Origin of the sequence: Streptomyces sp. NPDC058525 (assembly GCF_042719495.1) — a bacterium.
Classification (GTDB): Bacteria; Actinomycetota; Actinomycetes; order Streptomycetales; family Streptomycetaceae; genus Streptomyces.
In genome coordinates this window covers 14,729-41,289 of record NZ_JBHXNP010000062.1, presented here as the reverse complement: position 1 = coordinate 41,289, position 26,561 = coordinate 14,729, and the positions used below count along the sequence as shown (strand labels likewise).

General features: G+C 74.1%; 23 protein-coding genes. 13 read left to right on the top strand and 10 right to left on the bottom strand.

All coding sequences use genetic code 11. The features are described 5' to 3' along the window. Positions 1-72: 72 nt before the first annotated feature. The 3 genes from ACFWP3_RS26315 (at position 73) to ACFWP3_RS26305 (ending at position 3,163) form a co-directional block, all read left to right on the top strand. Positions 73-1,251: a sensor histidine kinase gene (locus ACFWP3_RS26315; RefSeq protein WP_384225548.1), complete on the top strand. Its 1,179-nt coding sequence runs from the start codon at positions 73-75 to the stop codon at positions 1,249-1,251. 4 nt (positions 1,252-1,255) lie between these two features. After that, entirely contained in the window at positions 1,256-1,906 is a 651-nt protein-coding gene (locus tag ACFWP3_RS26310) for a response regulator (protein WP_384225546.1), read from the top strand. Positions 1,907-2,005: 99 nt separating this feature from the next. Then, positions 2,006-3,163: an ROK family transcriptional regulator gene (locus tag ACFWP3_RS26305; protein ID WP_384225543.1), complete on the top strand. Its 1,158-nt coding sequence runs from the start codon at positions 2,006-2,008 to the stop codon at positions 3,161-3,163. A 356-nt stretch (positions 3,164-3,519) separates the two neighbouring features. On the opposite strand, the gene ACFWP3_RS26300 is transcribed toward ACFWP3_RS26305, so the two are convergent. After that, the gene (locus ACFWP3_RS26300; RefSeq protein ID WP_384225541.1) at positions 3,520-4,290 is read right to left on the bottom strand and encodes a GntR family transcriptional regulator; all 771 of its coding nucleotides are present in this window, start codon (positions 4,288-4,290) and stop codon (positions 3,520-3,522) included. 297 nt (positions 4,291-4,587) lie between these two features. On the opposite strand from ACFWP3_RS26300, the gene ACFWP3_RS26295 reads away from it, so the two are divergent. The 4 genes from ACFWP3_RS26295 to ACFWP3_RS26280 all read left to right on the top strand — a co-directional run bounded on the left by ACFWP3_RS26295 (position 4,588) and on the right by ACFWP3_RS26280 (position 10,569). Continuing rightward, the gene (locus tag ACFWP3_RS26295) at positions 4,588-5,442 is read left to right on the top strand and encodes an alpha/beta fold hydrolase (RefSeq protein WP_384225538.1); all 855 of its coding nucleotides are present in this window, start codon (positions 4,588-4,590) and stop codon (positions 5,440-5,442) included. A 106-nt stretch (positions 5,443-5,548) separates the two neighbouring features. Continuing rightward, complete coding sequence (locus ACFWP3_RS26290; RefSeq protein ID WP_384225535.1) at positions 5,549-7,117, top strand: alkaline phosphatase D family protein; 1,569 nt, start codon at positions 5,549-5,551, stop codon at positions 7,115-7,117. A gap of 151 nt (positions 7,118-7,268) precedes the next feature. After that, entirely contained in the window at positions 7,269-8,714 is a 1,446-nt protein-coding gene (locus tag ACFWP3_RS26285) for a GNAT family N-acetyltransferase (protein WP_384225532.1), read from the top strand. 151 nt (positions 8,715-8,865) lie between these two features. Then, positions 8,866-10,569, top strand: a complete 1,704-nt coding sequence (locus tag ACFWP3_RS26280) for a DUF885 domain-containing protein (RefSeq protein WP_384225530.1) — start codon at positions 8,866-8,868, stop codon at positions 10,567-10,569. A 62-nt stretch (positions 10,570-10,631) separates the two neighbouring features. Here ACFWP3_RS26280 and ACFWP3_RS26275 read toward each other — a convergent pair whose 3' ends face one another. Then, complete coding sequence (locus tag ACFWP3_RS26275) at positions 10,632-11,144, bottom strand: rhodanese-like domain-containing protein (protein ID WP_384225527.1); 513 nt, start codon at positions 11,142-11,144, stop codon at positions 10,632-10,634. Positions 11,145-11,238: 94 nt separating this feature from the next. Between ACFWP3_RS26275 and ACFWP3_RS26270 the strand changes: the two genes are divergently transcribed. Further along, positions 11,239-11,685 carry an Lrp/AsnC family transcriptional regulator gene (locus ACFWP3_RS26270; protein ID WP_384225524.1) on the top strand — a complete coding sequence of 149 codons (447 nt, stop codon included), beginning with the start codon at positions 11,239-11,241 and terminating at the stop codon, positions 11,683-11,685. Here ACFWP3_RS26270 and ACFWP3_RS26265 read toward each other — a convergent pair. From ACFWP3_RS26265 to ACFWP3_RS26255, 3 genes are all read right to left on the bottom strand, one after another. After that, positions 11,675-14,686, bottom strand: coding sequence for an AAA family ATPase (locus ACFWP3_RS26265; RefSeq protein WP_384225521.1), 3,012 nt, complete (start codon positions 14,684-14,686; stop codon positions 11,675-11,677). The two genes, ACFWP3_RS26270 and ACFWP3_RS26265, sit on opposite strands and share 11 nt — an antisense overlap. Further along, positions 14,683-15,852: an exonuclease SbcCD subunit D gene (locus ACFWP3_RS26260; protein ID WP_384225518.1), complete on the bottom strand. Its 1,170-nt coding sequence runs from the start codon at positions 15,850-15,852 to the stop codon at positions 14,683-14,685. Before ACFWP3_RS26260 ends, ACFWP3_RS26265 begins: the two co-directional genes overlap by 4 nt. An 84-nt stretch (positions 15,853-15,936) precedes the next feature. After that, a complete protein-coding gene (locus ACFWP3_RS26255) occupies positions 15,937-16,563 on the bottom strand; it encodes a YigZ family protein (RefSeq protein ID WP_384225515.1) in 627 nt (208 codons plus the stop codon). A gap of 111 nt (positions 16,564-16,674) precedes the next feature. Here ACFWP3_RS26255 and ACFWP3_RS26250 point away from each other — a divergent pair, with 111 nt between their 5' ends. Next, on the top strand, positions 16,675-17,079 hold the full coding sequence (locus tag ACFWP3_RS26250) for a CoA-binding protein (protein WP_384225512.1): 405 nt from the start codon (positions 16,675-16,677) through the stop codon (positions 17,077-17,079). Between the two features lie 52 nt (positions 17,080-17,131). On the opposite strand, the gene ACFWP3_RS26245 is transcribed toward ACFWP3_RS26250, so the two are convergent. Then, the gene (locus ACFWP3_RS26245; RefSeq protein ID WP_384225510.1) at positions 17,132-17,938 is read right to left on the bottom strand and encodes an acyltransferase; all 807 of its coding nucleotides are present in this window, start codon (positions 17,936-17,938) and stop codon (positions 17,132-17,134) included. Between the two features lie 131 nt (positions 17,939-18,069). Here ACFWP3_RS26245 and ACFWP3_RS26240 point away from each other — a divergent pair, with 131 nt between their 5' ends. Together ACFWP3_RS26240 and ACFWP3_RS26235 are read left to right on the top strand one after the other, a co-directional pair. Further along, positions 18,070-18,621, top strand: coding sequence for a gamma carbonic anhydrase family protein (locus ACFWP3_RS26240; RefSeq protein WP_384225507.1), 552 nt, complete (start codon positions 18,070-18,072; stop codon positions 18,619-18,621). 272 nt (positions 18,622-18,893) lie between these two features. Next, positions 18,894-19,877: an AraC family transcriptional regulator gene (locus ACFWP3_RS26235; RefSeq protein ID WP_384225504.1), complete on the top strand. Its 984-nt coding sequence runs from the start codon at positions 18,894-18,896 to the stop codon at positions 19,875-19,877. Positions 19,878-19,927: 50 nt separating this feature from the next. Here ACFWP3_RS26235 and ACFWP3_RS26230 read toward each other — a convergent pair whose 3' ends face one another. The 4 genes from ACFWP3_RS26230 to ACFWP3_RS26215 form a co-directional block, all read right to left on the bottom strand. After that, positions 19,928-20,596 carry a DedA family protein gene (locus tag ACFWP3_RS26230; RefSeq protein WP_384225502.1) on the bottom strand — a complete coding sequence of 223 codons (669 nt, stop codon included), beginning with the start codon at positions 20,594-20,596 and terminating at the stop codon, positions 19,928-19,930. 58 nt (positions 20,597-20,654) lie between these two features. Then, on the bottom strand, positions 20,655-23,162 hold the full coding sequence (locus tag ACFWP3_RS26225; protein ID WP_384225499.1) for a glycoside hydrolase family 3 C-terminal domain-containing protein: 2,508 nt from the start codon (positions 23,160-23,162) through the stop codon (positions 20,655-20,657). A gap of 138 nt (positions 23,163-23,300) precedes the next feature. Further along, positions 23,301-23,501: a type II toxin-antitoxin system VapB family antitoxin gene (locus tag ACFWP3_RS26220; RefSeq protein WP_384225597.1), complete on the bottom strand. Its 201-nt coding sequence runs from the start codon at positions 23,499-23,501 to the stop codon at positions 23,301-23,303. A gap of 48 nt (positions 23,502-23,549) precedes the next feature. Continuing rightward, entirely contained in the window at positions 23,550-24,002 is a 453-nt protein-coding gene (locus ACFWP3_RS26215; RefSeq protein WP_384225496.1) for a DUF4442 domain-containing protein, read from the bottom strand. A 96-nt stretch (positions 24,003-24,098) separates the two neighbouring features. On the opposite strand from ACFWP3_RS26215, the gene ACFWP3_RS26210 reads away from it, so the two are divergent. Continuing rightward, the gene (locus ACFWP3_RS26210; protein ID WP_384225493.1) at positions 24,099-25,127 is read left to right on the top strand and encodes a hypothetical protein; all 1,029 of its coding nucleotides are present in this window, start codon (positions 24,099-24,101) and stop codon (positions 25,125-25,127) included. A 91-nt stretch (positions 25,128-25,218) separates the two neighbouring features. Further along, on the top strand, positions 25,219-26,547 hold the full coding sequence (locus tag ACFWP3_RS26205; RefSeq protein WP_384225490.1) for an MFS transporter: 1,329 nt from the start codon (positions 25,219-25,221) through the stop codon (positions 26,545-26,547). The last annotated feature ends 14 nt before the right edge of the window (positions 26,548-26,561 follow it).

Below are 26,561 nucleotides of genomic sequence, written 5' to 3'. Positions count from 1 at the left end.
CCCCCGCACGGGGGGATCGTCTCCCCCGCACGGGGGAGCCGTCACCCGGCGGCCGACTGCCACGATGAGGACATGTACCGACTGCTTCGTGCTCCCCTCCGCGGGATCACGTACACCCGCTGGCTGCACCTGCTCGTGCCCATCCTCATCGTGTCCATCTGGATGTTCATAGAGCCGGAGTGGCCGTGGATGCCTGCCCTGATCGTCGCGCCGTTCGGACTGATTCCGTGGGTGCGGGTCGCCGAGGGGCTGCAGGCCCAGTTCCTGCTGGCCCCGCACGAGCGCGGCGGCCACGACGGGTCCATCAGCACGGCCCCGTCGGCCCGGTGGGGAGACCGCTGGCGGACGGTCGTCTGGCTGGAGATACGTCTCGTGCTGGCGGGCGCGGCGATTCTGGCCACGGTATGGCTCCCGGTCATGACGCTGGAGCTCGTCCTCACCGCGGCGGGGCACTCGCTGGGCGGCGACGACGTGATCCTGCCGTTCATCCCGCCCCGCTGGGCGGCCGTCCTCCTCGTACCGGTGCCGGTGGTCCTGCTGGTGATCATCGTGGTCCTGCTGGGCGAGGCCGTCACGGCCATCGCCGGCAGGCTGCTGGGGCCTTCGGCCGCCGAGCGGCTCAGCGCGCTGGAGGCCCGTACCGAGCAGCTGCTGGAACGGACGAGGATCGCTCGGGAGTTGCACGATTCCATCGGGCACGCGCTGACCGTGGCGGTGGTCCAGGCGGGCGCGGCCCGGGCCGCGGGGGACCCGGAGTTCACGGAGCGGGCGCTGTGCGCGATCGAGGAGACCGGCCGGGCCGCGATGGAGGACCTGGAGCGGGTGCTGCTGGTGCTGCGGGAGTCCGCGCAGCCGCCCTCGCAACGGCCCACCCTGGCCGACGCCGACCGGCTGTTGCAGTCCGCGCGTGCCTCCGGTTCCGCGGTGGACGCCGAACTGTCCGGCCCGCTGGAGCAGTTGCCGGGGCCCGTCACCCGTGAGGGGTACCGGATCCTTCAGGAGGCGCTGACCAATGTGCTGCGGCACTGCGGTCCGGTGCCGGTCCGGGTGCGGATCGAGGCGGCGGTCGGCCGGCTGGACCTGGAGGTGATCAATCCGCTGCCGGACGGGCCGGTGCTGATGACGGGGAGGGGCGGCGGGCTGCGCGGGATGCGGGAGCGTGCCGCGCTGCTGGGCGGGGAGGCCGAGACCGGGCCGCACGAGGGCAGTTGGAGGGTGCGCGCCCGGCTTCCGCTGGAGCGAATACGCTGACGGGATGCCGGTTACCGTACTGCTCGTCGACGACGAACCCCTGGTGCGCGCGGGTCTGCGCGCCGTCCTGGAAGCCCAGCCCGACATCGAAGTGGTGGGTGAGGCGGCCGACGGGGCGTCGGTCGTGCCGCTCGTACGGCAGCTGCGTCCCGACGTGGTGGCGATGGACGTGCGGATGCCGCTGCTCGACGGTATCGAGGCGACCCGGGCGGTCCTGCGGACGGTGGATTCGCCGCCGAAGATCCTCGTGGTCACGACCTTCGAGAACGACGAGTACGTCTACCAGGCACTGCGGGCCGGGGCGGACGGCTTCCTGCTCAAGCGGGCGCGGCCCTCGGAGATCGTGCACGCGGTACGGCTGGTCGCGGAGGGCGAGACGCTGCTCTTCCCGGCGGCGGTGCGGGCACTGGCCGCGGAGTACGGCAACCGGCACGCCCGGGCCGCGCTGGAGCGGGCGGCCCTGACCGAGCGGGAGGAGTCGGTGCTGCGGCTCATGGCGCGGGGCCTCACCAACGTGGAGATCGCGAGCGAGCTGATCATCGGCGCGGAGACGGTCAAGTCGCACGTCAGTGCGATCCTGGCGAAGCTGGGGGCGAGGGACCGCACCCAGGCGGTGATCACGGCGTACGAGTCGGGCTTCGTCGCCCCGGCCTGAGGGAGGGGCGCGTTCCGCCGATGGGGGGCCGCTTCTCGCCGCTGTGCCGGGTGCGCAGTACGATCCGGCTGACAGGCTCACCTGCTGGGAGGACTCACGTTGGGGCAGCTGACCGGCGGGGATCCCTCCCTGCTCCGGCGGATCAACTCCGCCGTGGTGCTTCGGGCACTGCGCGCGGCCCAGTCGCCGACCCTCACCGACCTCACCCGGGTCACCGGGCTTTCCCGGCCGACCGTCGAGGGAGTCGTCGAAGGGCTGATCGGAACCGGGCTCGTCGTCGAGGCGGATGCCGAGGAAGGCGCGCGGCGGCAGGGGCGCCCTGCCCGGAGGTTCCGCTTCCGGGCCGAGGCGGGGCATCTGCTGGGCATCGAGATCGGCTCGCACCGGGTCGCGGTGCTGCTGTCCGGGCTGGACGGGCGGGTCATCGGCGCCGGGACCAAGGACGTCGACGAGGCGGCCTCGGCCGACGAGCGGCTGGAGCGGGTACGGACGGCGGTCGCGGACCTGCTGCGCCGGGCCGGGGTTCCGCGCGACTCGCTGCGGGCGGTCGGCGTCGGCAGCCCCGGGATCGTGGAGGCCGACGGCACGGTCCGCCTCGGCACGGCGCTGCCCGGCTGGACCGGGCTGCCGCTCGGGGACCGGCTGCGGCGCTCGTTCCGCTGCCCGGTGCAGGTGGAGAACGACGCCAACGCGGCGGCGGTCGCCGAGCACTGGAAGGGGGCCGCGCGGGACACCGACGACATGGTGTTCGTGATGGCGGGGCTCAGCCCGGGCGCGGGCTCGCTGATCGGCGGCCGGCTGCACCGGGGGTTCGGCGGGGCGGCCGGGGAGATCGGCGCCCTGCACCTGCTGGGCCGCGAGGTCACGCCCGAGAAGCTGCTGTCCACCACCGGCGAGCCGCTGCACCCGCTGGACGAACCGGCCGTCGCCGAGGTCTTCGCGATGGCGCGGCGGGGCGACGAGCGGGCGGTGGCGGCCGTGCAGCGGTTCATCCAGCGCCTGGTCCACGACGTGGCCGCGCTGGTCCTGGCGATGGATCCGGAGCTGGTCGTCGTCGGCGGCTGGGCGGCCGGGCTGGACGGGGTGCTGGGCCCCCTGCGCCAGGAGCTGGAGCGCTACTGCCTGCGTCCGCCGAGGGTGGCCCTGTCCATGCTGGGCGAGGCCGCGGTGGCCACCGGGGCGCTGCGGCTCGCCCTGGACCACGTGGAGGAAGAGCTCTTCGCCGTCGAGAAGACGGTCACGACCCGCCGCCGCTGAGGCTGCCGCCGGGCGAGTGCCGGGCAGGGCGGGGAGCCGGGCGAGTGCCCGGCAGGGCGGATACCGGTCAGGCGCCGCGCGGGGGCCTCTGGACAACCGGCACCACTTCAGGACACCGCGGACCCGCTCAGGACAACCCGGTCCGGCTCGGAACACCCCGGCCCGGCTCACGACAACCCGGTCCGGCTCAGCCCGATTCGGACCCGCTCAGCCAGCCCCGGCCCGCCCAGGCCAGGCCGGTCCTGGGCCGGGCCGGGCCGAGCCGGGCCGAGCCGGCCCAGGACCGCCCAGGCCGAGCCGAGTGCCCGGATCCGGCCCGTAGCCCTCGGTTCAGGAGGCGACGCGTAGCCCGCGCTTCAGGACGCGACGCGCGGCTCGTGTGTGATCTCGACGTCGCCCGAGTCGCCGAAGGTCAGGCGGCAGGTGTCGGCGCGGTAGGTGGCCACCGAGACCGCGGCCGTGCCCGCCGCGGTGAAGTACCGGGTGGTGACCAGCAGGACCGGGGCGCCCGGCAGCCGGTCCAGCTCCTTGGCGTCGTCGGCCCGGGCGGAGCCGAGCTCCACCGAGCGGTCCTGGCCGTCCAGGGCCAGCCGCTGGAGTTCGCGCAGGACGGCGCGGGCGCGGGCGGGTCCGCTCGGGGCCTCGATGGCGGGGAGTCCGGGCACGGAGGCGGCCGGCACGTAGAGCAGCTCGGCGGCGACGACCTGGCCCTGGGTGACCCGGGTCCGGCGGACGGTGTGGACGTACTGGTCGGCGGCGAAAGCGCCGCCCGCGCCGAGCAGCTTGAGGACCGCGGCCGACGGCAGGCCCTCGCCCGCGTCCACCGGCTCCCAGCCGTCGGCGTCCTCGCCGGGCCAGCCGTGCTGCGTGCTGCCGACGGCGACGCCGACGCGCGGCGGGGCGACCGTGGTGCCGACGCCGCGGCGCCGCTGCAAGCGGCCTTCGAGCTCGAGCTGCTCCAGCGCCTGGCGCAGGGTCGCGCGGGCGACTCCGAAACGGGCGGCGAGTTCACGCTCGTTGGGCAGCACCTCGCCGACGGCGAAGTCCTGGTCGAGCGCTTCGCTGAGGACGGTCTTGAGGTGCCAGTACTTCGGCTCCGGCACCGTTTCGAGCTGCGTGGTCCCCACCCTGAATCCTCCTGCCATCGCTGCACTCGCCGTGTGTTCCAGCGGCAGTTCCGCGCCCTTGTTTATTAAAGGTTCCTGCACTATCCCTGCGACGATAGGACGGTGCACCCCCTTGGTCAAGACCAATGCTCAGCCCTTTGCCGGGCAGATCGGGCATAGGTATCAAGCCGTTCACGGGATGTTCTCGTGCACCCGGAAAGCCCCAAAGGCTTGTAGTCAAGGGCTACCGGGCGGTAATCATGGCGTTGGGTACTACTGACAGCCTGTCTCGCACGCGTCCACCCGACGAGGAGCAGCATGACCGCCACGGTCTCGTTCACCATCGATTCGCCGCTCGGCCCGCGCACCGCCACCGTCGCCTACGAGCGCAAGGGCGCGGGCGAACCGCTCCTCCTGCTGCACGGCATCGGCCACCACCTCCAGGCATGGCACCCGGTGACCGACATCCTGGCCGCCGAGCACGACGTGATCGCCGTCGACCTGCCCGGCTTCGGCGTCTCGGAGCCGCTGCCCGAGGGCGTCCCGTACGGGCTGGACACCGTCGCCCCCGCCCTCGGGGCGCTGTGCGCCGCGCTCGGTGTGGAGCGGCCGCACGTGGCGGGCAACTCGCTCGGCGGCCTGCTCGCGCTGGAAATGGGCCGGACCGGCCTGGCCCGCTCGGTCACGGCGCTGTCCCCCGCCGGGTTCTGGACCGAGGGCGAGCGCCGCTACGCCTTCGCCACCCTCCTCGCGATGCGCGCCGGCGCCAGGGCGCTGCCCCGCCCGCTGCTGGAGCGGCTCTCGCACACCCCGGCCGGCCGGGCCGCCCTCACCGGCACCATCTACGCCCGCCCGGCCCGGCGTTCGCCCGACGCCGTGGTCGCCGAGACCCTCGCCCTGCGCGATGCCACCGGGTTCGAGAAGACCCTGGCCGCCGGCGGTTCCGTACGGTTCACCGCGGACGTGCCCGGCCTGCCGGTCACCATCGCCTGGGGCACCCGCGACCGGCTGCTCCTGCGCCGCCAGGGCGTGCGCGCCAAGCACACCGTGCCCGGCGCCCGGCTGGTGCGGCTGCCGGGCTGTGGCCACGTGCCGATGAGCGACGATCCCGCGCTGGTCGCCCGGGTCGTCCTGGACACGGCCCGCAGCGCGGCGATCCGTACGCCGGCCTGAGCTGCTGACGGCTGTTCATCCGGGGTTCGCGTGGGAGACGCGGCCGGGCCGGGGTGCGGCGGCACGCTGGTGCGGCCCGATCTCGCCGGCCCCTGGAGACGCACCGATGGCATCGAACCCGCACACCCGACGGACCCTCCTCGGCGGTTCCCTCGCCCTGTCCTGCGCGCTGCTCGCCTCCCCGGCACTCGCCGCCCCCGCCTTCGCCCGCTCGGGGCGCCCGCAGGCGCTGTGGGGCGTGCAGTCCGGCGAGATCACCGCGCACTCGGCCACGGTCTGGACCCGCTCGGACCGCCCCGCGCGGATGTACGTGGAGACCTCGCCGAGCGAGGCGTTCCGCTACGCCGTACGCCGCCACCGCGGCCCGCTGCTCGGCCCGTCCGGCGATTTCACCGGCACCGCCGTCCTGCGCGACCTGCCGCCCGGGCAGCAGATCCACTACCGGGTGGTCCTGGCCGACCCCGACGACCCGCGCCGCACGGGCGAGCCGGTCTGCGGCAGCTTCCGCACCACGCCCGTCTCCCGCCGCCACGACGTGCGCTTCGTGTGGTCGGGGGACCTGGCGGGCCAGGGCTGGGGCATCAACCCCGACCTCGGCGGCTACCGCGTCTTCGAGGAAATGCGGCTGCGGGACCCGGACTTCTTCCTCTTCAGCGGGGACACGATCTACGCCGACGGGCCGATCCAGCCCGCCGTCCCGCTGCGCGACGGCAGCGTCTGGCACAACGTCACCACCGAGGAGAAGTCGAAGGTCGCCGAGACCCTCGCCGAGTTCCGCGGGAACTTCCGCTACAACCTGCTCGACCGCAACCTGCGCGACTTCAACGCCCAGGTCCCGGTCCTCGCCCAGTGGGACGACCACGAGGTGCGCAACAACTGGTACCCGGGCCAGCTGATCGAGGACCCCCGCTACACCGTCAGGGAGGTGGACGTGCTGGCCGATCGGGCCCGGCAGGCCTTCGGCGAGTACTTCCCCGTCACCGACCTGCGCGGCGGCCGCGCCGAGGGCCGGATGTACCGGGTGATGCGGTACGGCCCGCTGCTGGACGTGTTCGTGCTCGACATGCGCTCCTACCGGAACGCGAACTCCCCAGGCACCCAGACCGAGGACCCCGTCGGCATCCTCGGCCCCGAGCAGCTGGCCTGGATCAAGCGCGAGTTGTCGCGCTCCCGCGCCACCTGGAAGGTGATCGCCGCCGACATGCCGCTGGGCATCGTCGTCCCCGACGGCGCGGTGAACTTCGAGGCCGTGGCCCAGGGCGACCCCGGAGCCCCGCTGGGCCGGGAGCTCCAGATCGCCGAACTGCTGCGCCACATCAAGCACCACCGCATCACCGGCACCGTGTGGCTCACCGCCGACGTCCACTACACGGCCGCGAACCACTACGCGCCCGAGCGGGCGGCCTTCACCGACTTCGCGCCGTTCTGGGAGTTCGTTTCCGGCCCGATCGGCGCCGGCGGCTTCCCGGCCGGGCGGCTCGACGCCACCTTCGGCCCGGAGACCGCGTACGTGCAGTCGGCCCCGCTCGCCAACATGTCCCCCTCCGAGAACCCGCCCTACTACGGCGAGATCGACATCGACGGCGGCAGCGGAGAGCTGACCGTCCGGCTGCGCCGCCAGGGCGGCGGCGTCCTGTTCACCAGGACGCTCCAGCCCGGCCGCGTGGGACAGTGACCACGAGGCGGAGCCACTCCAGGCCACCCGGACCAGCCCTGGAATCCGGAAATGGCGCAGAAAACTGGGTGAAATCGGCCAGATGGATACTTAACCAGTCGGTCACAGATCGTTCGTGATCACGCAACACCCCTGCGTCACAGTGGTCTGCATGACTGACCGTAGTGTTCCCTCTGCCCAGCGTCTCCACCGCCACCACTGGCGTCGCGACGTCGTCGAACTCGCCGCGCTCTTCTGCGCCGTCGCGGTCGCCGACGCCATCGCCAATCTCGTCGTGCACGGTCCGAGGGGCCCGATCCTGCTGGTCGCCTCGGCCGTCGCACTCCTGGTCACGGCCGCGTTCCACACCTGGTGGGCAAGGCGCCACAGCCATGCGCCCCCGCCGGACGGCACAGCGCCCGGCGATCCGGCCCCGTCCGCAGCGGCAGCCGCAGCCGGAGCCCCCGGAGCCACCACCCCCGGGGCGACCGCGGCCACCTCCGCCCTGTGGCGGATGCGCACCACCGTGCGCGACGAGCCCGGCTCCCTGGCCGCGCTGTGCACCGCCCTCGCCCGCAGCGAGGTCGACATCCTCACCCTCCAGACGCACCCGCTCCCCGAGGGCGGCACCGTCGACGAGTTCCTGCTGCGCGCCCCGCAGCAGCTGCCCTCCTCCGAGCTGACCCGTACGGTCGCCCGGGCCGGCGGCCACAGCACCTGGATCGAGCGCGCCGACGCCCACGACCTGGTCGACACCCCGACCCGCGTCCTGGGCCTGGCCACCCGGACCGCCCTGGACGCCGCCGAGCTCCCGCTCGCGCTGCGCCAGCTCCTGGGCCGCTGCACGATCCACTCCATCCCGGCGACCACCCTGTCCGGCCGTCCAAACGCCGCCGCAGACGCCCCGGTCGAGGGGGTCCTGGAGGCCACGGTCATGCGACTGCGCGACCCCTCGGGCGGTGCGATCACCGTGGAGCGGCCCTACCTGCCGTTCACCCCGACCGAGTTCGCCCGGGCCCGCGCCCTGGTCGAGCTCGACGCCCGCCTCGGCCCCCGCGTGCCCCGCAGCCAGGACGTGCTGACCCTGCCCGAGGGCAACGAGATCACCGTGCGCCGCGCCGACTCCGCCGACCAGGCCGCGGCCCGCGCGATGCACGACCGCTGCTCCGAACGCACCCTCGGCCTGCGCTACCACGGCCCGGTCTCCGACGCCGACGCCTACCTCGGCCACCTGCTGAGCCCGCGCTTCGGCCGCACCCTCGCCGCGACCACCGTCTCCGGCAAACTCGTCGCCCTCGGCCACCTGCTGTGGGACGGTGACGAGACCGAGGTCGCGCTGCTGATCGAGGACGAGTGGCAGCGCCGCGGCATCGGCTCCGAGCTGCTGCGCCGCCTCATCTCCATGGCCATCGAGGCCGGCTGCGACAGCGTGTACGCCGTCACCCGGGCCTCCAACACCGGCATGGTCGCCGCCATGCGCGGCCTGGGCCTGCCCCTCGACTACCAGATCGAGGAGGGCACACTGGTGATCACGGCCCGGCTGGACGCCACCCCGGTCGTCTCGCGCCTCCCGTACGACATCCCGCGCGAGCAGCAGCGCCCGCACCATCGGCACTGACACCGGCACTGACACCGGCACTCCCGGTCCCCCTCGCCCCTTCCCGGGGAGGCGGACCGGGCCGCCGCGGCGCGCTGATCGGCCGCTCGCGTCAGCAGGCTGGCGTCAAACGGTGATGACGTGACGCGTTCCCGCATACGAAGATGTCCCCATGTCAGAGACCCTCCACAACGGCAGCGACACCAGGCTGCCCCGCCAGGTGGCCGACGCGTACGTCGACGACCTGATCGCCCTCGACCCGATCACCGGTACCTACCTCGGTGTCGCCGCGAGCTCGGGCAGACTCCCGGACTTCTCCCCGGCCGGCCGCGCGGCCGCCGCCGAGCTCCTGCGCGCCACCCTCGCCCGCCTCGACGCGGCCGAGCGGCTGCCCGGCGCCGACAGCGAGGCCGAGCGGCGCTGCGCCCGCCTGCTGCGCGAGCGCCTCACGGCCGAACTCGCCGTCCACGAGGCCGACGAGGACCTCTGCGCGGTCAGCAACATCCACAGCCCCGCGCACGCCGTCCGCGAGGTCTTCACGCTGACCCCCGCCGACACGGACGAGGACTGGGCGGCGATCGCCGAGCGGCTGCGTGCCGTACCGGCCGCGCTCGCCGGCTACCGCGAGAGCCTGGGCCTGGGTCTGGAGCGCGGCCTGTACGGCGGCCCGCGCGCCACCGCCACGATGATCGGCCAGCTCTCCGCCTGGGCCGGCCAGGACGGCGGCGAGCCCGCCTTCTTCGAGGACTTCGCCTCCGCCGGCCCGGACGCCCTGCGCGCCGAGCTGGACGGGGCGGCGGCCGCCGCGACCGCCTCGGTCGTCGAACTGCGCGACTGGATGGAGTCGGTGTACGCCCCGGCCGTCGAGGGCAAGCCGGACACCGTCGGCCGCGAGCGGTACGCGCGCTGGTCGCGGTACTTCAACGGCACCGACCTGGACCTGGACGAGGCGTACGCCTACGGCTGGTCCGAATACCACCGGCTGCTCGCCGAGATGAAGGCCGAGGCGGCCAAGATCCTGCCCGGCGCCGGCCCCTGGGACGCGCTGCGCCACCTCGACGAGCACGGCACCCACATCGAAGGCGTGGACGAGGTCCAGGCCTGGCTCCAGGGCATCATGGACGAGGCCATCGAGAACCTCGACGGCACGCACTTCGAACTCGCCGAGCGGGTGCGCAAGGTGGAGTCCCGGATCGCCCCGCCGGGCGGCGCCGCGGCCCCGTACTACACCTCCCCGTCGGAGGACTTCTCCCGTCCGGGCCGCACCTGGCTGCCCACCATGGGCCAGACCCGCTTCCCCGTCTACGACCTGGTCTCCACCTGGTACCACGAGGGCGTGCCGGGCCACCACCTGCAGCTCGCGCAGTGGACGCACGTCGCGGACCGGCTCTCGCGCTACCAGGCCACGGTCGGCATCGTCAGCGCCAACGCCGAGGGCTGGGCGCTGTACGCGGAGCGGCTGATGGACGAGCTGGGCTACCTCAAGGACGCGGAGCAGCGCCTGGGCTACCTGGACTGCCAGATGATGCGCGCGGCGCGGGTCATCGTGGACATCGGCATGCACCTGGGCCTGGAGATCCCGGCGGACTCGCCGTTCCACCCGGGCGAGAGGTGGACTCCCGATCTCGCGCAGGAGTTCTTCGGCCTGCACAGCGGGCGGCCCGCGGACTTCGTCGAGAGCGAGCTGACCCGGTACCTGTCGATGCCCGGTCAGGCGATCGGCTACAAGCTGGGCGAGCGGGCCTGGCTGCTGGGCCGGGACAACGCCCGGGCGGCGCACGGCGATTCCTTCGACCTGAAGGCCTGGCACATGGCCGCGCTGTCGCAGGGCTCGCTGGGGCTGGACGACCTGGTGGACGAGCTCTCGAAGCTCTGATGCCGTCACGCGGACGGGCCGCACTCCCCTGGGGGTGCGGCCCGTCGGCATGCCGGACGGGGTCAGCAGCCGCAGTCGTCCGAGTCGGTGGGGGCGGTCAGCGGGTCGGCCTCGGCCCGCTGCTCGCGGCCCTGCCAGGTCTCGACCTCGAAGCCCTCGCGGATCCAGTACTCGATACCGCCGAGCATCTCCTTGACCTGGAAGCCGAGTTCGGCCAGGGCCAGTGCGGAGCGGGTGCCTCCGTTGCAGCCCGGTCCCCAGCAGTAGGTGACCACGGGCACGTTCTTGTCGAGGATCCGCTCGGCCTGCTCGGGGATCAGCGCGGTGGGCAGGTGGATGGCGCCGGGTACGTGGGCCTGGTCCCAGGAGGGCGTGGAGCGGGAGTCGATCAGCTGGAAGCCGAGCTCGGATCCCTGCTCGCGGTGTGCCTTGAAGGCGGCGGCGACATCCGACACGTCCGCGTGGAAGGCGAGGCTCGCCGCGAAGTAGGCGGCGGCCGCGGCCGGGGAGGCCGGGGGCACCCGCAGGACGGGGTTGGCGGCGGTCGCGGGCGAGGTGTTCTGTGTCGTCGTCATGGCTCAAAATCTACGATCTGTTGATCAACCTCGGAAGTGACTTTCCCCGGCCTTTCTGTTGTCCGACCGGGGATTCCCCTGCTAGACCTGCGCCATGACCGACTATTCCCCCGACGCCACCGACTGGCGGATCCTCGAAGCCCTCCAGCGGGACGGCCGCGCCAGCTTCACCGAGCTGGCCCGTTCCGTGTCGATGTCCGCGAGCGCCGTCACCGAGCGGGTCCGCCGCATGGAAGAGCTGGGCATCATCACCGGCTACACGGCGGTGGTGGACCCGGAGAAGCTCGGCAAGTCGATCCTGGCCCTGGTCCGGCTGCGCTATCCGCACGGCAACTACAAGCCGTTCCACGATTTCCTCGACGCCACCTCCGAGATCCTGGAGGCCCATCACGTCACCGGCGACGACTGCTTCGTGCTCAAGGTCGCGGCCCGCTCGATGGGGCACCTGGAGGAGGTCACCGGCCGGATCGCCGGCCTCGGCCCGGTGACCACCAGCATCGTGTACTCCTCGCCGCTCCCCCGCAGGCCGCTCAGTCCGTGAGCGCCGGCGTGCGGTGGCGCACCACCGAGCCACCGCGCTGTTTGACGATCTCCAGCTGGGCCTGCACCCGGGTGCGCAGATCGGCCACGTGGCTGACGATGCCGACGCTGCGGTCCCGTTCGCGCAGCGAGTCCAGGACGTCGAGCACCTCGTCCAGGGCCTGGTCGTCGAGGCTGCCGAAGCCCTCGTCGATGAAGAGGGTGTCCAGGCGCATGCCGCCCGCCTCGTCGGTGACCACGTCGGCCAGGCCCAGCGCGAGGGCGAGCGAGGCGAAGAAGGTCTCGCCGCCCGAGAGGGTCGCGGTGTCGCGTTCGCTGCCGGTCCAGGCGTCGACCACGTGCAGCCCGAGCCCGGAGCGGCCCCGTCCGCCGGCCCGTGCGTCGGAGTGGACCAGGGTGTAGCGGCCGCCGGACATGCGCTGCAGCCGTACGGTCGCGGCCGCGGCCACCTGCTCCAGGCGGGCGGCCAGTACGTACGCCTCCAGCCGCATCTTGCGCTCGTTGTCGGCGGAGGTGCCGGCGGTGAGTCCGGCCAGCCGGGCCACGCGTTCGTAGGCCTCGCGCAGCGGCCCCAGGGCGCGCAGCTCCTGCTCGGCCTGCCGGGAGAGCCGGTCCAGCTCCGCGCAGCGGACCCGGGCGGCGTCGAAGGCGGACCCGGCGGTACGGAGCTTCGCCGCGGCCTGGGCGGCGTACGCCTCGGCCCGCTCCGGCGCGGCCGGGGGCAGCTCCGCGGCGGCGGCCGTGTCGGTCTCGCCGAGGCGGTCCGCCAGCATGGCCTCCTCCGCCTGCCAGGCGTCGGTGCGGCGCTGGAGCGCGGTGCGTTCGTACTCGGGGAGCACCGCGTCGGCGGCGGTCTCGATGGTGTCGAAGCCGGCCTTGAAGGCGGCGTCGGCGAGCTGGTCGTCGGCCTCCTTCAGCCGGGCGGCGGTGGTCTCGGCGCGGCGCAGCGCGACCGCGGCCCCCGAGACCATCCGGACCCGGTCCTCCAGGGTCCGGGCGCGGGCCGCGACGGTCGGCGCGCCGTCGCGCACGAGGACGAGCCCCTCCTCCAGCGCGGCCTGTTCCCGGTCGAGCTGCTCGCGGAGGGAGGCCCTGGCGGCGGCCCGGCGCTCGGCGTCGAGCCGGTCGGAGCTGCGCGCGGTGTGCTCCCGCTCGGCGCGGGCGAGCCGTTCGCGGGCCTCGTGGAGTCCGGCGGCCGCGGCGTGCGCGGCGGCGTGCCGGGAGCTCAGGTCCGCGGTCAGGGCGAGGAGTTCGGCGGTGGTGGCGCCCGCGGCGGCGGCCGCGGCGGCGGCGCGGGCCTGCTCGTCGGCGGCCAGCCGGCGCTCGACGGCGGCCTTGGCCCGCTCGGTCTGCTCGAAGCGGGCGTGGGCGGAGTCCTCTGCGGCCCGGTCCACGTGTCCCGGGGCCGGGCGGGCCGGGGCGGGGTGCTGCGCGGAGCCGCAGACGGCGCAGGCCTCACCGGCCACCAGCGCCTCGGCGAGCTCGGCCGCGATCCCGCGCAGCCGGGCCTCCTTGAGCTCCAGCCAGCGCTCGCGGGCGGCGGCCGACTCCTCGCGCGCGGAGAGCAGTTCGCCCTCGGCGCGCTCCGCGGCGGCGGCCAGTTCGTCGCGCCGCCGGGCGGCGTTCAGCTGGAGCCGGGCGGGCTCCAGCCGGCCCGCGAGCTGCTCGGCCAGGGTCGCGGCCTGCTGGGCGGCGTCCACGCGGGCGTGCAGGGCGGCCCGGGTGTCCTCCCAGCGCTCCAGCCACTCGGCGGACTCCCGGTGCTGCTCCTCGGCGGCCCGGGACTCCCGCTCCAGGTTGGCCCGTTCGCGGCCGATCTCGGCGCTGCGCTGCTCGGCGCGGTGGGCGGCGCCGAGCGCGCCGAGCTCCTCGCGCAGCCGCTGCTCCTCGACCGCCAGCTGTCCGGTGCCGGCCTCCTTGAGCGACGGCGGAAGCGCGGCGCGGGCGGCGGCCTCCGCGTGCGCGGCGGCCAGGTGCCCGGCGGAGGCGGCGCCGCGCAGTTCCAGGGCGGGAGCCACCAGGGCCCCGCGGCGGGCCCGGTCCAGCAGTGCGCGCACCCGTTCGCGCTCGGGCGCCGCCTCGGCGAGGAGGGCGGCCCGGCGGGCGGTCTCGGCGTGCCGCCGCTGGAGCCGGTCCAGTTCCCGTTCGTCTTCGGCGGCCCGCCGGGCGGCGGCGTGCCGGCCCTCGACGGCGGCGAGCGCGTACTCGGCGACGGTCATCCGCTCGCGCGCCGAGCAGCGGGCGACGGCCGCCCAGGCCCGGACGGCCCCTGCGAGGCCGGGGTCGCCGGGCTGGTGCCGGGGCAGCGGCCAGGCCCGCAGGTCGGCCCCGTCCCCGGCGGCCTGGGCGAGCCGCTGCGCGGTGTGCAGCACCTTCTCGTCGCCGGCCCGCACCCTGGCCTCGGCGGCCCGGCGGCGTTCGCCGAGCAGGGCTTCGACGGCGGCGAAGCGGCGGGTGTCGAAGAGCCGGCCGAGGAGCCGGCCGCGGGCCGCCTCGTCGGCGCGCAGGAAGCGCGCGAACTCGCCCTGCGGCAGCAGCACCACCTGGCAGAACTGCTCGCGGCTCATCCCGAGCAGCTGCTCGATCTCCTCGCCGACCTCCTGGTGGGAGCGGCTGAGCGGCTGCCAGCCCTCGCCGGTGTGCTCGCGCAGCCGGCTCTGGGCCTTGTCCTTGGTCGTGCCGGTGCCGCGCTTCTTGGGGCGGTCCTGCTCGGGCCGCCGGGTGATCTCCAGGCGGCGGCCGCCCGCGGTGAGTTCGAGGGTGACCTGGGTCGGGGTGCCGTCGGCCGCGTGGTCGCTGCGCAGGCTGGTGCCGGGGGCCTGGCGGGCGCCGGGTACGGATCCGTACAGGGCGTAGCAGACGGCGTCCAGGACGGAGGTCTTCCCGGCGCCGGTGGGCCCGTGCAGCAGGAAGATCCCGGCTCCGGAGAGCGCGTCGAAGTCGATGGCCTGGGGTTCGGCGAAGGGGCCGAAGGCCGTGACCTCGAGCCGGTGCAGCCTCATCGATGGATCTCCTGACGGCTGTCGTCGGCCCGTACCTCGTCGAAGGCGCCCTGGAGGACGGCCCGTTCGGCCTCGTCCGGCTGGCCGCCGCCGCGTACGTGCGCGACGAAGTCCTCGGCGATCTCCTGGTCGCTGCGGCCCTTGAGCCGCTGGGCGTAGGAGGCGGCGGCCTCCTCCTCGCGGCCCTCGGGGTCGAAGGCCAGGGTGAGGGTGTGCGGGTAGCGGGTGGCGAGCCGGGCCATGGGGTCGTCGGGGCGGACGGGATCGGTGAGGGTGGCCTCGACCCAGGACTCCTCGTGGCGGGCGTGCGCCGGGTCCTCCAGCAGGTCTTCCAGCGGGCCGCGCAGCCGGGCGAGGGGCCGCGGCACGGGGGTGTCGATCCGCTCGGCGGCGGCGATCGAGCCGTCCCCGCCCAGCTCGATCAGCCACATGCTCTTGCGGTGGTCGGCCTCGGAGAAGGAGTAGGCGAGCGGGGAACCGGAGTAGCGGACCCGTTCGTTGATCGTCTGACAGCCGTGGAGGTGGCCGAGGGCGGCGTAGTCCACCCCGTCGAAGACGGAGGCGGGCACGGCCTCGACCCCGCCGACGGAGATGTCGCGCTCGCTGTCGCTGGCCTGGCCGCCGGTGACGAAGGCGTGGGCGAGGACGATGGAGCGGGTGCCGGGCGCGCGGGCGGCGAGGTCGGCGCGGATCCGGTCCATGGCCGCGCCCAGCACGGCCTCGTGGCTCACCTTCTCCGCGTCGAACTGCTCCTTGACCAGGGCGGGTTCCAGGTACGGCAGCCCGTAGAGCGCCACCTCGCCGTGTACGTCGGCCAGCACCACCGGGTCGGCGCAGCCGGCCGGGTCGGTCCTGAGGTGGATCCCGGCCCGGTCGATCAGCCCGGCCCCGACCCCGAGCCGGCGGGCCGAGTCGTGGTTGCCGGAGATCATCACGGTGGGCACCCCGAGATCGGCGAGCCGGTGCAGGGCCCGGTCGAAGAGTTCGACGGCGGGCAGCGGGGGCACGGCCCGGTCGTAGACGTCCCCGGCGACGAGGACGGCGTCGACCTCGCGCTCGCGGACGGTGGCGACGAGGTGGTCGACGAAGGCGGCCTGGGCGCCGAGCAGGTTCACGCGGTGGAAGGACCGGCCGAGGTGCCAGTCGGAGGTGTGCAGGAACTTCACTCGCCGGCCTCGCCGCACATACCGTCTCCCCCTGGTGGTCTCCCGCTCGTGAACCCCTCTACGCTAACGCGTCCGGCCCGTCACTCAGGGCGCGTACGTCTCTCCGCCGAGCGTGAGGGTGGCACTGCCCGCCGTGCTGTCGGCGAGCCAGGCCTCGAAGGCGGGCAGCTCGGCTTCCGGGAGGGCGACCTCGATCTCGACCGCGGCCCCGTAGCGCAGGTCCACCACGGTCCGGCCGGTGGAGCGCAGGTCGTTCTGGGTCTTTCCGGCGCGCTGGTGGTCGACGGTGACGGTGGCCAGCCGGTAGCGGCGCCGGGTGACGGTGCCGAGCTCGTCGAGGGCCTCGCCCACGACCCCGCCGTAGGCCCTGATCAGACCGCCGGCGCCGAGTTTCACGCCGCCGTAGTAGCGGGTGACGACGGCGACCGCGTACCGGATGTCGCGGCGCATGAGCATCTGCAGCATGGGTACCCCGGCGGTGCCGCCGGGCTCGCCGTCGTCGCTGGCCTTCTGGACGGCCGCGTCGGCGCCGATCACGTACGCGAAGCAGTTGTGCGAGGCGGTGGGGTGCTCCTTGCGGACGCGCGCGACGAAGTCCTGCGCCTCCTGCTCGGTCGCGGCGGGCGCGAGCGAGCACAGGAAGCGCGAGCGGTTGATCTCGGACTCGTGCACGCCCTCGCGGGACACCGTCACGTACTGGTCTGCCTTCACCGCTCCACCCTACGGGGAATCGGACAGGTGTCCTTTCGGTTGATCAGGAGGGCACAGAGCCCACAGCACGGCACCCGAAGAGCAGAGCCTGACCAGCAGGAGGCGGCACACGTGTACGGCGATCCGGCAACCATCCGCAAGATCCTCACCGAACTGGGCGACACCTGGGCGGTGGTGGGCCTCTCGAACAACCGGGACCGGGCGGCCTACGGGGTGGCGAGCGTCCTCCAGCGGTACGGCAAACGCGTGGTCCCCGTGCACCCCAAGGCGGAGACCGTGCACGGGGAGCAGGGGTACGCCTCGCTGGAGGAGATCCCCTTCAAGGTGGACGTGGTGGACGTCTTCGTGAACAGCGAGCTGGCCGGTCCGGTGGCCGACCAGGCCGCGGCCATCGGGGCGGGCGCCGTCTGGTTCCAGCTGGGCGTGATCGACGAGGCGGCCTTCGAGCGCACCCGCGGGGCCGGGCTGACCATGGTCATGGACCGCTGCCCGGCGATCGAGATCCCGGCCCTCTGACCACCCGTACGTCAGGCCGGGGGCCGGGACGGGACGGGAGGCCGGGACGGGACTAGGCCTTCTCGGCCTCCGCCGGCCCGGCCTCCGCCGGCCCGGCCTCGGCCAACGCGGCCCCCGCCAGCTCCGCCTCCGTCAGCTCCGCCAGGCCGCGCAGCTGCGCCGGGGTCATCCCGTCGGGGATCGGCACCGGCGCGGGCGTGCGCAGCGGCGGCTGCCAGCCGGTCTCCGGCTCCCAGCGCCGGACCACGCGGGCCGGGGCGCCGGCCACCACCGCGTGGTCCGGCACCTCGCCCCGTACGACGGCACCCGCGGCCACCACGACGTTGCGGCCCAGCCGCGCGCCCGGCAGGATCACCGAGCCCGTGCCCAGCCAGCAGCCCGGGCCGATCTCCACCGGCGCGCTGCGCGGCCACTGCCTGCCGACGGGCTGGTGCGGATCGTCGTAGCTGTGGTTCGTGGAGGTGATGTACACCCCGGGGCCGCAGAAGGTGTCGTCGCCGATGTGGATCGGGGCGTCGGCGATGACGTGGCTGTCCCGGCCGATGACCACCCCGTTGCCGAGGACGAGCATCGGCTCCGCGCCGAGGTCGAGGTCCGGCATCATCCCGGCGGTGAGGGTGACCTGCTCGCCGATGATGCAGTGGTCACCGAGCCGGATCCAGGATTCGCCGAAGATGGTGCCCTGCGGGAAGGCGAGCCGGGTGGCGGGCCCGATCGCGCCGAACCGCAGCCGCCCCGGGGTCTGCGCGGTGACCGCGCCGGCCCGCTGCATCCAGCGCCAGCCGGCGTGGACCGCCCTGTTCGCCAGCCGGCGGCGCAGGGCCGTCAGAGATGAGAACGTGTTCTGGTTCTTCGGCACCCGGCCACGGTAGTCCGCGCGGAGCCGGTCGTCCGGACCCCGATCCTGTGATCTTCACCCCATCGCGGGGCGGGCGGGGCGCGTGCCCTACCGTGCCGGTAGCGCGGCATCCGGAAGCAGAGGAAGAGATCATGACGCAGCACGCGACGCAGGGCCAGGCACTCATCGCGGGCGTGGGCGGCAGGCAGCCGTCCGTCGACCCGACCGCTTTCGCCGCGCCCACCTCCGTCGTCGTCGGCGAGGTCACCCTGGCCGCCGGCGCGAGCATCTGGTATTCGGCCGTACTGCGCGCCGACTGCGGCCCGATCACGCTCGGCGCGGACAGCAACGTGCAGGACAACTGCACGGTCCACGTGGACCCCGGGTTCCCGGTGTCGATCGGCGAGCGCGTCTCCATCGGCCACAACGCCGTCGTGCACGGCTGCACCGTCGAGGACGACTGCCTGATCGGCATGGGCGCCACCGTCCTGAACGGCGCGGTGATCGGCGCCGGCTCGCTGGTGGCCGCCCAGGCGCTGGTCCCGCAAGGCATGGTGGTCCCGCCCGGCTCGCTGGTCGCGGGCGTTCCGGCCAAGGTGCGGCGCGAGCTGACCGAGGAGGAGCGCGAGCACATCCGGATCAACGCCCAGATGTACGTGGAACTGGCCAAGCAGCACCGCGCCTCGGTCACCCCGGAGGCCTAGGCCTGGTCCCGGCACTGGGCTGACGCCGCCCGAAACCCCCGTCCTCGGGCGGCGTCAGCTCAATGCCGGGACCTCGACGGTCCCCCGGTCGTCGGCGGGGGCTCCGGTTTCCCGACCCCTCACCGACCCTCCGGCGCCCACTCTGCCAAGACCCGGAGCACCGCGCATTGGCCTGGCGTGCACAGTGTCTTGACGGAGAGTCGCCCCGCCGCCCGCCCCCGGGGCACCGGGCTTGTTGCACGGGCCGCCACGGCCGGTGTAAACCCGTGATCATGCTGCCCGAGAGAACGTTCCGCAGCGCGGAACTAGCGCCCGCCGACCGCTTCGAGAGCTGGCGGGCCCTGATGTCGGAGACGCACGCGCCCATGGAGATGCGCAGTGAGCACGCCGCCGACTTCTGGGTGAACCAGCGCGTCATCTCGCTCGGCGGGATCACGGTCTATCCGATGGAATGCCGTCCCCTGACCTTCCACCGCACACCGAAGCTGATAGCGAGGTCGGACCCCGAGGCGTTCCACCTCTCGCTGATCAAACGCGGGGCGGGAGCGGTCACCCTGGGCAAGGACACCGTGGTGCACGGTGTGTCCGACATCCACACCAGTGACACGTCACGGCCGTTCGAGATCAGTTCCGGCCCGCACTCCGTCGAGATCATCGGGGTCGAGGTGCCCAAGGCGCTGCTGCCGCTGCCCCCGGACACCGCCGGCCGGGTCATCGGCAAGCGCATCTCGGCCCGGGAGGGAATGGGGGCCCTGCTGGCCACCTTCCTCGACCAGGTGACCAAGGACAGCCGGTCCTACCGGGCCGCCGAGGGCCCGCGCCTGAGCGGCGTACTGGCCGACCTCGTCGCCTCGCTCTTCGCCGGCGTCCTCGAAGCGGACCGGTCCTTGACCCCGGAGACGCACCGGCGCACCCTGGCGCTCCGCGTGATGGCCTTCATCCGGGACAACGCCGACGATCCGCTGCTGGACGTCCCCGCGATCGCCGCCGCCCACCACATCTCCGTCAGCTATCTCCACCGGGTGTTCCAGCAGGAGGGGGACGGGGCGACGGTCGCGGCCTTCCTTCAGGGCCAGCGGCTCGCGCGGGCACGCCAGGACCTGGCGGACCCGCTGCACCTGGGGGTGCCGGTGCACGTCATCGGCGCCCGGCGGGGCTTCCGGCACGCGTCGGCGTTCAGCCGGGCGTTCCGCGAGGCCTACGGCCTGCCGCCGGCGGCCTTCCGCGGGCAGGCCCTGGCGGAAGGGACGGCCTAGGTCCCCGGCGACGCCCGGAGGACGGCAAGGACCGCCCCGTGGCTCCACGGTCAGTCGCCGACGGTGACCGGCGCCGCCTGCTGTGCGGGGAGCGCGGCCCCGGCCGACGCGGCCGCGGCCGCCTTCTTCATCCGGCTGCGCACCACCAGCGTCACCGTGATGCCGAACAGCACGGCGAGCGCCAGAGCCAGCCAGGAGAACCGCTTCAGCCACGGCTCGGCGACGATGCCGACCGAGTAGATGACGGCCGTGGTGCCGCCCGCCCAGAGGATTCCGCCGAGGATGTTGGCGGTCAGGAACCGCCAGTACGGCATGTGCAGCACACCGGCCAGCGGTCCGGCGAAGATCCGCAGCAGGGCCACGAACCGCCCGAAGAAGACGGCCCACATGCCCCAGCGCTCGAAGGAGCGTTCGGCGAGTGCCACCTGGTCGGGCCCGAAGTGCTTGGGGAAGCGCCGGCCGAGCTTCTCCAGCAGCGGCTTGCCGCCCCTGCGTCCGATCGCGTAGCCGATCGAGTCGCCCACGATGGCCCCGGTGATCGCGCAGAGCGCCAGCACGACGGGGTCGATCTCTCCGTGCTGCGAGGCGAGGAGTGCGGAGCTGACCAGGATGATCTCGCCGGGGAGCGGGATGCCGAGGCTCTCCAGTCCGATGACCAGACCCACGAGGAGATAGATGCTGACCGCCGGAATCGTCTCCAGCCATCCCTGGATGTGCACCGGTACGTCCTCCCGAATCGTCGCCGGCGCGCCCCCTGTGACTCGCCGAACGGGCAGCCTATCGGCTCCCCACCACCGCCTTTGACCTCAGCGGCAGTTCGCGCGAGGAACGGCCCGCGGACACCTCGCGGCGGCCGGAGCCCAGCACCCAGGCGTGCCGCGCCGGGTCCCACGACGACAGCGTGCGCGCGTCGACGTCGACGACGACCCGCTGCGACTGGCCCGGCGCGAGGGTCAGGCGCCGGTAGCCGGCCAGCGCGCGCACCGGCTGGTCGAGCTCGAGCTCCGGGGACGGGCCCACGTACACCTGCGCCACTTCGGTGCCCTTGCGGCGGCCGGTGTTGCGGACGGTGAACTCCACGCGCAGGCCGTCGGGTTCCCCCTGGGCGGCGCCGGGCCGGACGGTCAGCTTCTCATAGTGCCAGGTGGTGTAGGACAGCCCGTGCCCGAAGGGGAACAGCGGGGCGACCCGCTGCGCGTCGTACCAGCGGTGGCCGACGTGGACGCCCTCGCCGTACTCCCGTCGGCCGCCCACTCCCGGGTAGCGGAGCCGGTCCCCGGCCAGGGGCGTCGCCCGTTCGTCGGCCGGGAAGGTCTGGGTGAGCCGGCCGCCCGGGTCCACGTCCCCGAAGAGGATGTCGGCGGTGGCGCCCGCGCCCTCCTGGCCGGGGTAGTACATCTGGAGCACCGCGCCGGTCTTGGCGAGCCACGGCATCGTGGTGCTCGAGGGGGTGTTGAGGACGACGGTGGTACGGGGGTTGGCGGCGGCCACCGCCTCGATCAGCGCGGCCTGCCCGCCGGGCAGTGCCAGCGTGGTCCGGTCGGTGCCCTCGGCGGCGTCCTCGTAGGCGAACAGGACCACGCTGCGGGCCGCCTTCGCGGTCCGCACCGCCTCGGCGAGGTCCGCGGCCCGGCCGGCCCTCGTGGTGTGCCGCAGCCGGAAGCGCTGGCCGCCGGCCCCGCCCCGGGCGGTCACGGCGAGCCGGTGGACGCCCGCCTTGAGGGGGAGCGTGCGGCGCCGGACGCTCATCCCGTCGGGCGCGGTGCCGAGCAGTCCGCCCGCGAAGGCCTCGGCCGGGCCCTGCCGGACGGGGAACAGCTCCTCCCCGTCCAGGCGCACGGCCGGCCGCTGCCCGGTGTAGTGGACGAGCAGGGTCCACTCGTCGTCCGCCGCGAGCCGGAACGCGCCCTCGTACGTCCAGTCCCGGCCGGCGTCGACGGCCCGGTCGTCCAGACCGGCGGGCGGCGTCAGCAGGGCGGCCGGGAGGGCCCGGCCGTACAGGTCCTCACCGAGGGCGTAGCGCACGGTCGAGCCGTTCCCGGCACGCTGGCGGATGGCCGTGAGCGGGGCGGCCGCCCCGTCGGGGACCACGTGGGCCCGCCCGCCGGCGCCGGTGGCGGGGACCTGGCCGGTCGGTCCGATCACCGCGATCGAGCGGGCGGCGGCCCCGGTCAGCGGTAGGGTGCCGTGCTCGTTGCGCAGCAGCACCGCCCCGGCGGCGGCCACCTTGCGGGCGGTGCGCGCCCCGGCGGCCGCCTCGCGCGCGGGCCGGGCCGCGGGCGGGTCCGCCAGCAGTCCGAAGCGGTCCATGGTGCTCAGGATCCGGCGTACGGCGAGGTCGAGGGCGCCCTCGGGGACGGAGCCGGCGCGCACCGCCTCGCGCAGCGGGCCGCCGAAGTGGGTGCCGGCGGGCATCTCCATGTCGAGTCCGGCGCCGATGGCGGCGACGGTGCCGTGGGTGGCTCCCCAGTCGGACATGACCCAGCCCTCGAAGCCCCAGCTGCCGCGCAGCACGTCGTCGAGCAGGGGTTTGCTCTCGCAGGCGTAGAGGCCGTTGACCTTGTTCCGGGCGCCCAGCACGGCGCCCGCGCCGGCGGCGACGGCCGCCTCGAAGCCCCGTAGCGCGGTCTCGTGCAGGGTCTGCTCGGTGGCGATGACGTCGACGGTGTCGCGGCCGTGCTCCTGGTCTCCCAGGGCGAAGTGCCCGGCGGTGGCGATGAGCCCTTCGTCCTGGATCCCGCGGACCATCGCGGCGACGAGGTCGGCGGTGAGCCGCGGGTCCTCGGCGAAGGTCTCGGAGTTCCGGCCCGCGTACGGGGTGCGGATGAGGTGGGCCATGGGCGCCAGGAGGACGTCCTGGCCGAGCGCGCGGCCCTCGCGGCCGAGGACGCGGCCGTACTCGCGGGCCAGCTCCGGGTCGAAGGCGGAGGCGAGCAGGACCGGCGCGGGCAGCGCGGTGGCGGGCCGCGCGACCCGTACTCCGGCGGGCCCGTCGGCGACGCGCAGGGCCGGGATGCCCAGCCGCGGGACGCCGGGGGCGTATCCGGCCTGGCCGAGGGAGGCCGGGTCCCGGGCGCCGTGCAGCAGGGCGGTCTTCTCGTCGAGGGTGAGCCGCTCCAGGAGGGAGTCGACGCGGGCGGCGCTCGCGGGCTCGGGGGCCTGCGCGGGAGTGGCTCGCGTACGGAGTTCCGCGCCGGGCGGCACGGTGGCGACGCAGCCGCCGGCGCCCAGGCCCACCAGGGCGAGGAGCCGCATCGCGGAACGTCTGGACACGGCCTCGGTCATGGGCGCTCCCGGCGGCTGGGGGCACCCCCGGACGGAGTCCGGGGGAGGGGGAGCGGCCCGCGCCGGACCGCTCCCCCGCCCACTGTGCGCCCGGCCGCGGGGGGCTCCGGGCGGGACGCGCCACCGCGCCGCCCGGTTTCAGCCCTGCGGCGGCTGCTGCGCGGTGTCGGCTTCCCGCTCGGGTTCGTCCCGCAGCTGGACGCGGGCCTCGGTGCGGTGGCCGCGCGCGATGTAGTCGCGTACGACGGCCTCGACCGCGTCCTGCGGCGATCCGACCCCTGCGAGCACCATCACCTCCACCACGAGCTCGGCGTCGAGGCTGATGTTGACCTTGGCCACGGGTACCCCCTCCATCGTCGTGCGGAGGACTCTAGTGCCGGCGCGGGCTCACGCGTTGGGGCGCAGGGTCCACACCACGGTCATCTCGCCGGTGACGGCCTCGTCCTCGCGCTGGATCGCGATGGTGACCGGGAACTCGGGGCGGCCGCCCGCGTCGAGTTCGGCGACGACCTCGGCCACCGGGCGGCCGAGGGTGGCGGTGGCGGTCACGACGCCCTTGGCGAGCTTCTTGTAGCCGATCTCGGCCTTGACCGCGAGGGGCACGGCGCGGGAGAGCTGGTCGCCGAAGGCGGCCAGGACGATCGCGCCGCTCGCGGACTCGGCGAGGGTGAACATGGCGCCGGCGTGCGGGCCGCCGACGTGGTTGTGGAAGTCGGGCTGGTCCGGCAGGCGGACGACCGCGCGCTCGGGGGTGGTCTCCAGGAACTGGAGGTTCAGGGTCTGGGCCATCGGCACCGTCGCGGCGAGCAGTTCGCCCACGTTCATCTGATCTGCGCTCATGGCACGCGATGTTACCCACGAGTAGAAGGCCTTGGCCAGAGCTGAGACGGGGGCGGGCGTGGCTCGCGGCTCCCGCTCCCACTATCGTTACCGGCCATGTGGCCAGGACAGCAGCAGCCGCCCGGGGGCGAGCAGAACCCCCAGGACGCGCAGACGAATCCCTACCAACAGCAGTCGGGACAGCCGAACCCGTACCAGCAGCAGCCCGGTTACGGATACCCGCAGCAGCCCGGGTACCAGCAGCCCCCGACGGTCCCCGGCCAGCAGTGGGGGCAGCCCCAGCTGCCCCAGCAACCCCAGCAGCCCCAGCGGCAGCCGGGTGGCGGCGGGAGCCCCTTCCAGACGAAGACCGTCGCCATCGTCGCCGCGTCCGCGGTGGTCGTGGCGGCCGCCGCGACCGGCGCGTTCGTCCTGACCCGGGACGACGGCAAGACCGACGAGGCCGACGCCAAGCCGTCCGCCTCCGCCTCGGCGTCCGCCGCCCCGGCCCCGGCCGCCAGCGTCCCGAACCCTCGGGCCGAAGGCGACGCCAAGCCGACGGTCGCGGGGTGGAAGGTGGTGGTCAACCCCAAGCACGGCACCGCCTTCGAAGTCCCGCCGGAGTGGAACGTGCTGAGCTCCGGCACGGCCATCGGCTTCGAGGACGAGGTGAAGAACGACGGTTCCGCCGTCGTGATGATGTCGGCCCCCGCCTACCTCAAGGAGGACTGGTGCAAGGTCGACTCCGACAAGAACGGCAGTGAGGAGACGACCTCGCTGGGCGGCACCGGCACCAAGGGCGGCCAGGGCGCCAAGGACACCGCCGAGGCCGTCCGCAACGAGGCCGGGAACTGGGCGTTCGCCGGATACGCGCAGAAGGCGCCGAAGGGCACCACCAAGGTCTCCGAGCCGAAGGAGTACACCACGGCGTCGGGCCTCAAGGGCCATATGGCGACCGCGAGCGTGACCGGACAGCCGAAGGCGAACAAGTGCTCCTCCGACGGCAAGTCCATCGCGTTCAGCTTCAAGAACGCCAAGGGTGACTTCGCCAGCTGGATCCTCTACAGCGCCGCCGGAGTCCCGGACGAGGTCAGCCAGGAAACGATGGAGAAGATCCTGAGCACGGTCCGCCTGTCGGGCGGCTGACCCCGCTCCCCTCCCCCGAGGACTCCCTCCCCGCTCCCCCCGGGCCGGTAATCCGTTTGGATTCTCGGCCCGGGGCGGGGATAGTCCGGGGGTGAGTTCTCCCCCCGCCGCTCCCTCCCGCACGCCCGCACCCCGCCGTCGGCCCGCCTGGGCCGGCCGCAACTACACCCTGCTGACGGGTGCCGCGGTCGTGACGAACCTCGGCAGCCACGGAGCGCTCATCGCCGCCGCCTTCGCGGTGATGGAGTCCGGCGGATCGGGCTCCGACGTCGGCCTGGTCGCCGCCGCCCGCACCCTGCCGCTCGTCCTGTTCCTGCTCATCGGCGGCGCGCTCGCCGACCGGCTGCCCCGCCACCACGTGATGGTCGCGGCCAACGCCCTGAACTGCCTCTCCCAGGCCGCGTTCGCCCTGCTCGTCCTCACCGGTGACCCCCAGCTGTGGCAGATGATGCTGCTCACCGCGCTGTGCGGCACCGGTACGGCCTTCTTCAACCCGGCGGCCGAGGGCATGCTCCTGTCCACCGTCTCCGGCGAGCACGCCAACCGCGCCTTCGCGCTCTTCCGCATGGCGATGAACGGCGCGGGCATCGGCGGCGCCGCCCTCGGCGGGGCGATGATCGCCGCGATCGGTCCGGGCTGGGTGCTGGCCGTGGACGCGGCCGCCTTCGCCGTCGCGGCCGCCCTGCGGGCCTTCCTCGACGTCAGCCACGTCCCCGACCGGGCGCCCGGCGGCGGCCTCCTGGCCGACCTGCGCGAGGGCTGGGTGGAGTTCAAGACCCGCCCCTGGCTGTGGAGCATCGTGCTCCAGTTCTCCGTCGTGGTCGCCGTCGTCGGCGCCGCGGAGGCGGTCTACGGTCCGCTCGTGGCCCGGGACCAGCTGGGCGGGCCCGCGCCCTGGGGGCTGGCCCTGGGCTTCTTCGGCGCGGGCACCATCCTGGGCGCCTTCCTGATGATGGCCTGGAAACCGCGCCGGCTGCTGCTGGTCGGGACGCTGTGCGTCTTCCCGCTGGCGCTGCCCTCGGCGGGCCTCGCCGTGCCGCTCCCCGTATGGGGCCTGTGCCTGGTGATGCTGGTCAGCGGCCTGGCCATCGAGGTCTTCGGCGTGAACTGGATGACGACGATGCACCAGGAGATCCCCGAGGACAAGTTCTCCCGGGTCTCCGCCTACGACTGGTTCGGCTCGGTGTCGATGCTGCCGCTGGCCACCGCCCTCGCCGGTCCGGCCGAGTCCGCCTTCGGCCGCACCGAGGCCCTGTGGGGCTGCGCCGCCCTGGTGGTCCTGGCCACCGCCCTGGTCCTGCTGATCCCGGACGTCCGCCACATGACCCGCCGGCAGCCCAAGCCCGAGCTCCACCCGGCCCTCCAGGGCTCCGCCCCGGAGCCCGCGCCCCGGACTCCGGCCGCGGTGGATCTCGGCTGACCTGCGCACGACAG

Coding starts and splice junctions, on each gene's coding strand:
- ACFWP3_RS26275 (WP_384225527.1), bottom strand. CDS start 11,144: ATGACGACGACACAGAACACCTCGCCCGCGACCGCCGCCAACCCCGTC.
- ACFWP3_RS26225 (WP_384225499.1), bottom strand. CDS start 23,162: ATGACCGAGGCCGTGTCCAGACGTTCCGCGATGCGGCTCCTCGCCCTG.
- ACFWP3_RS26265 (WP_384225521.1), bottom strand. CDS start 14,686: ATGAGGCTGCACCGGCTCGAGGTCACGGCCTTCGGCCCCTTCGCCGAA.
- ACFWP3_RS26285 (WP_384225532.1), top strand. CDS start 7,269: ATGACTGACCGTAGTGTTCCCTCTGCCCAGCGTCTCCACCGCCACCAC.
- ACFWP3_RS26315 (WP_384225548.1), top strand. CDS start 73: ATGTACCGACTGCTTCGTGCTCCCCTCCGCGGGATCACGTACACCCGC.
- ACFWP3_RS26290 (WP_384225535.1), top strand. CDS start 5,549: ATGGCATCGAACCCGCACACCCGACGGACCCTCCTCGGCGGTTCCCTC.
- ACFWP3_RS26310 (WP_384225546.1), top strand. CDS start 1,256: ATGCCGGTTACCGTACTGCTCGTCGACGACGAACCCCTGGTGCGCGCG.
- ACFWP3_RS26270 (WP_384225524.1), top strand. CDS start 11,239: ATGACCGACTATTCCCCCGACGCCACCGACTGGCGGATCCTCGAAGCC.
- ACFWP3_RS26240 (WP_384225507.1), top strand. CDS start 18,070: ATGACGCAGCACGCGACGCAGGGCCAGGCACTCATCGCGGGCGTGGGC.
- ACFWP3_RS26235 (WP_384225504.1), top strand. CDS start 18,894: ATGCTGCCCGAGAGAACGTTCCGCAGCGCGGAACTAGCGCCCGCCGAC.
- ACFWP3_RS26210 (WP_384225493.1), top strand. CDS start 24,099: ATGTGGCCAGGACAGCAGCAGCCGCCCGGGGGCGAGCAGAACCCCCAG.
- ACFWP3_RS26280 (WP_384225530.1), top strand. CDS start 8,866: ATGTCAGAGACCCTCCACAACGGCAGCGACACCAGGCTGCCCCGCCAG.
- ACFWP3_RS26215 (WP_384225496.1), bottom strand. CDS start 24,002: ATGAGCGCAGATCAGATGAACGTGGGCGAACTGCTCGCCGCGACGGTG.
- ACFWP3_RS26295 (WP_384225538.1), top strand. CDS start 4,588: ATGACCGCCACGGTCTCGTTCACCATCGATTCGCCGCTCGGCCCGCGC.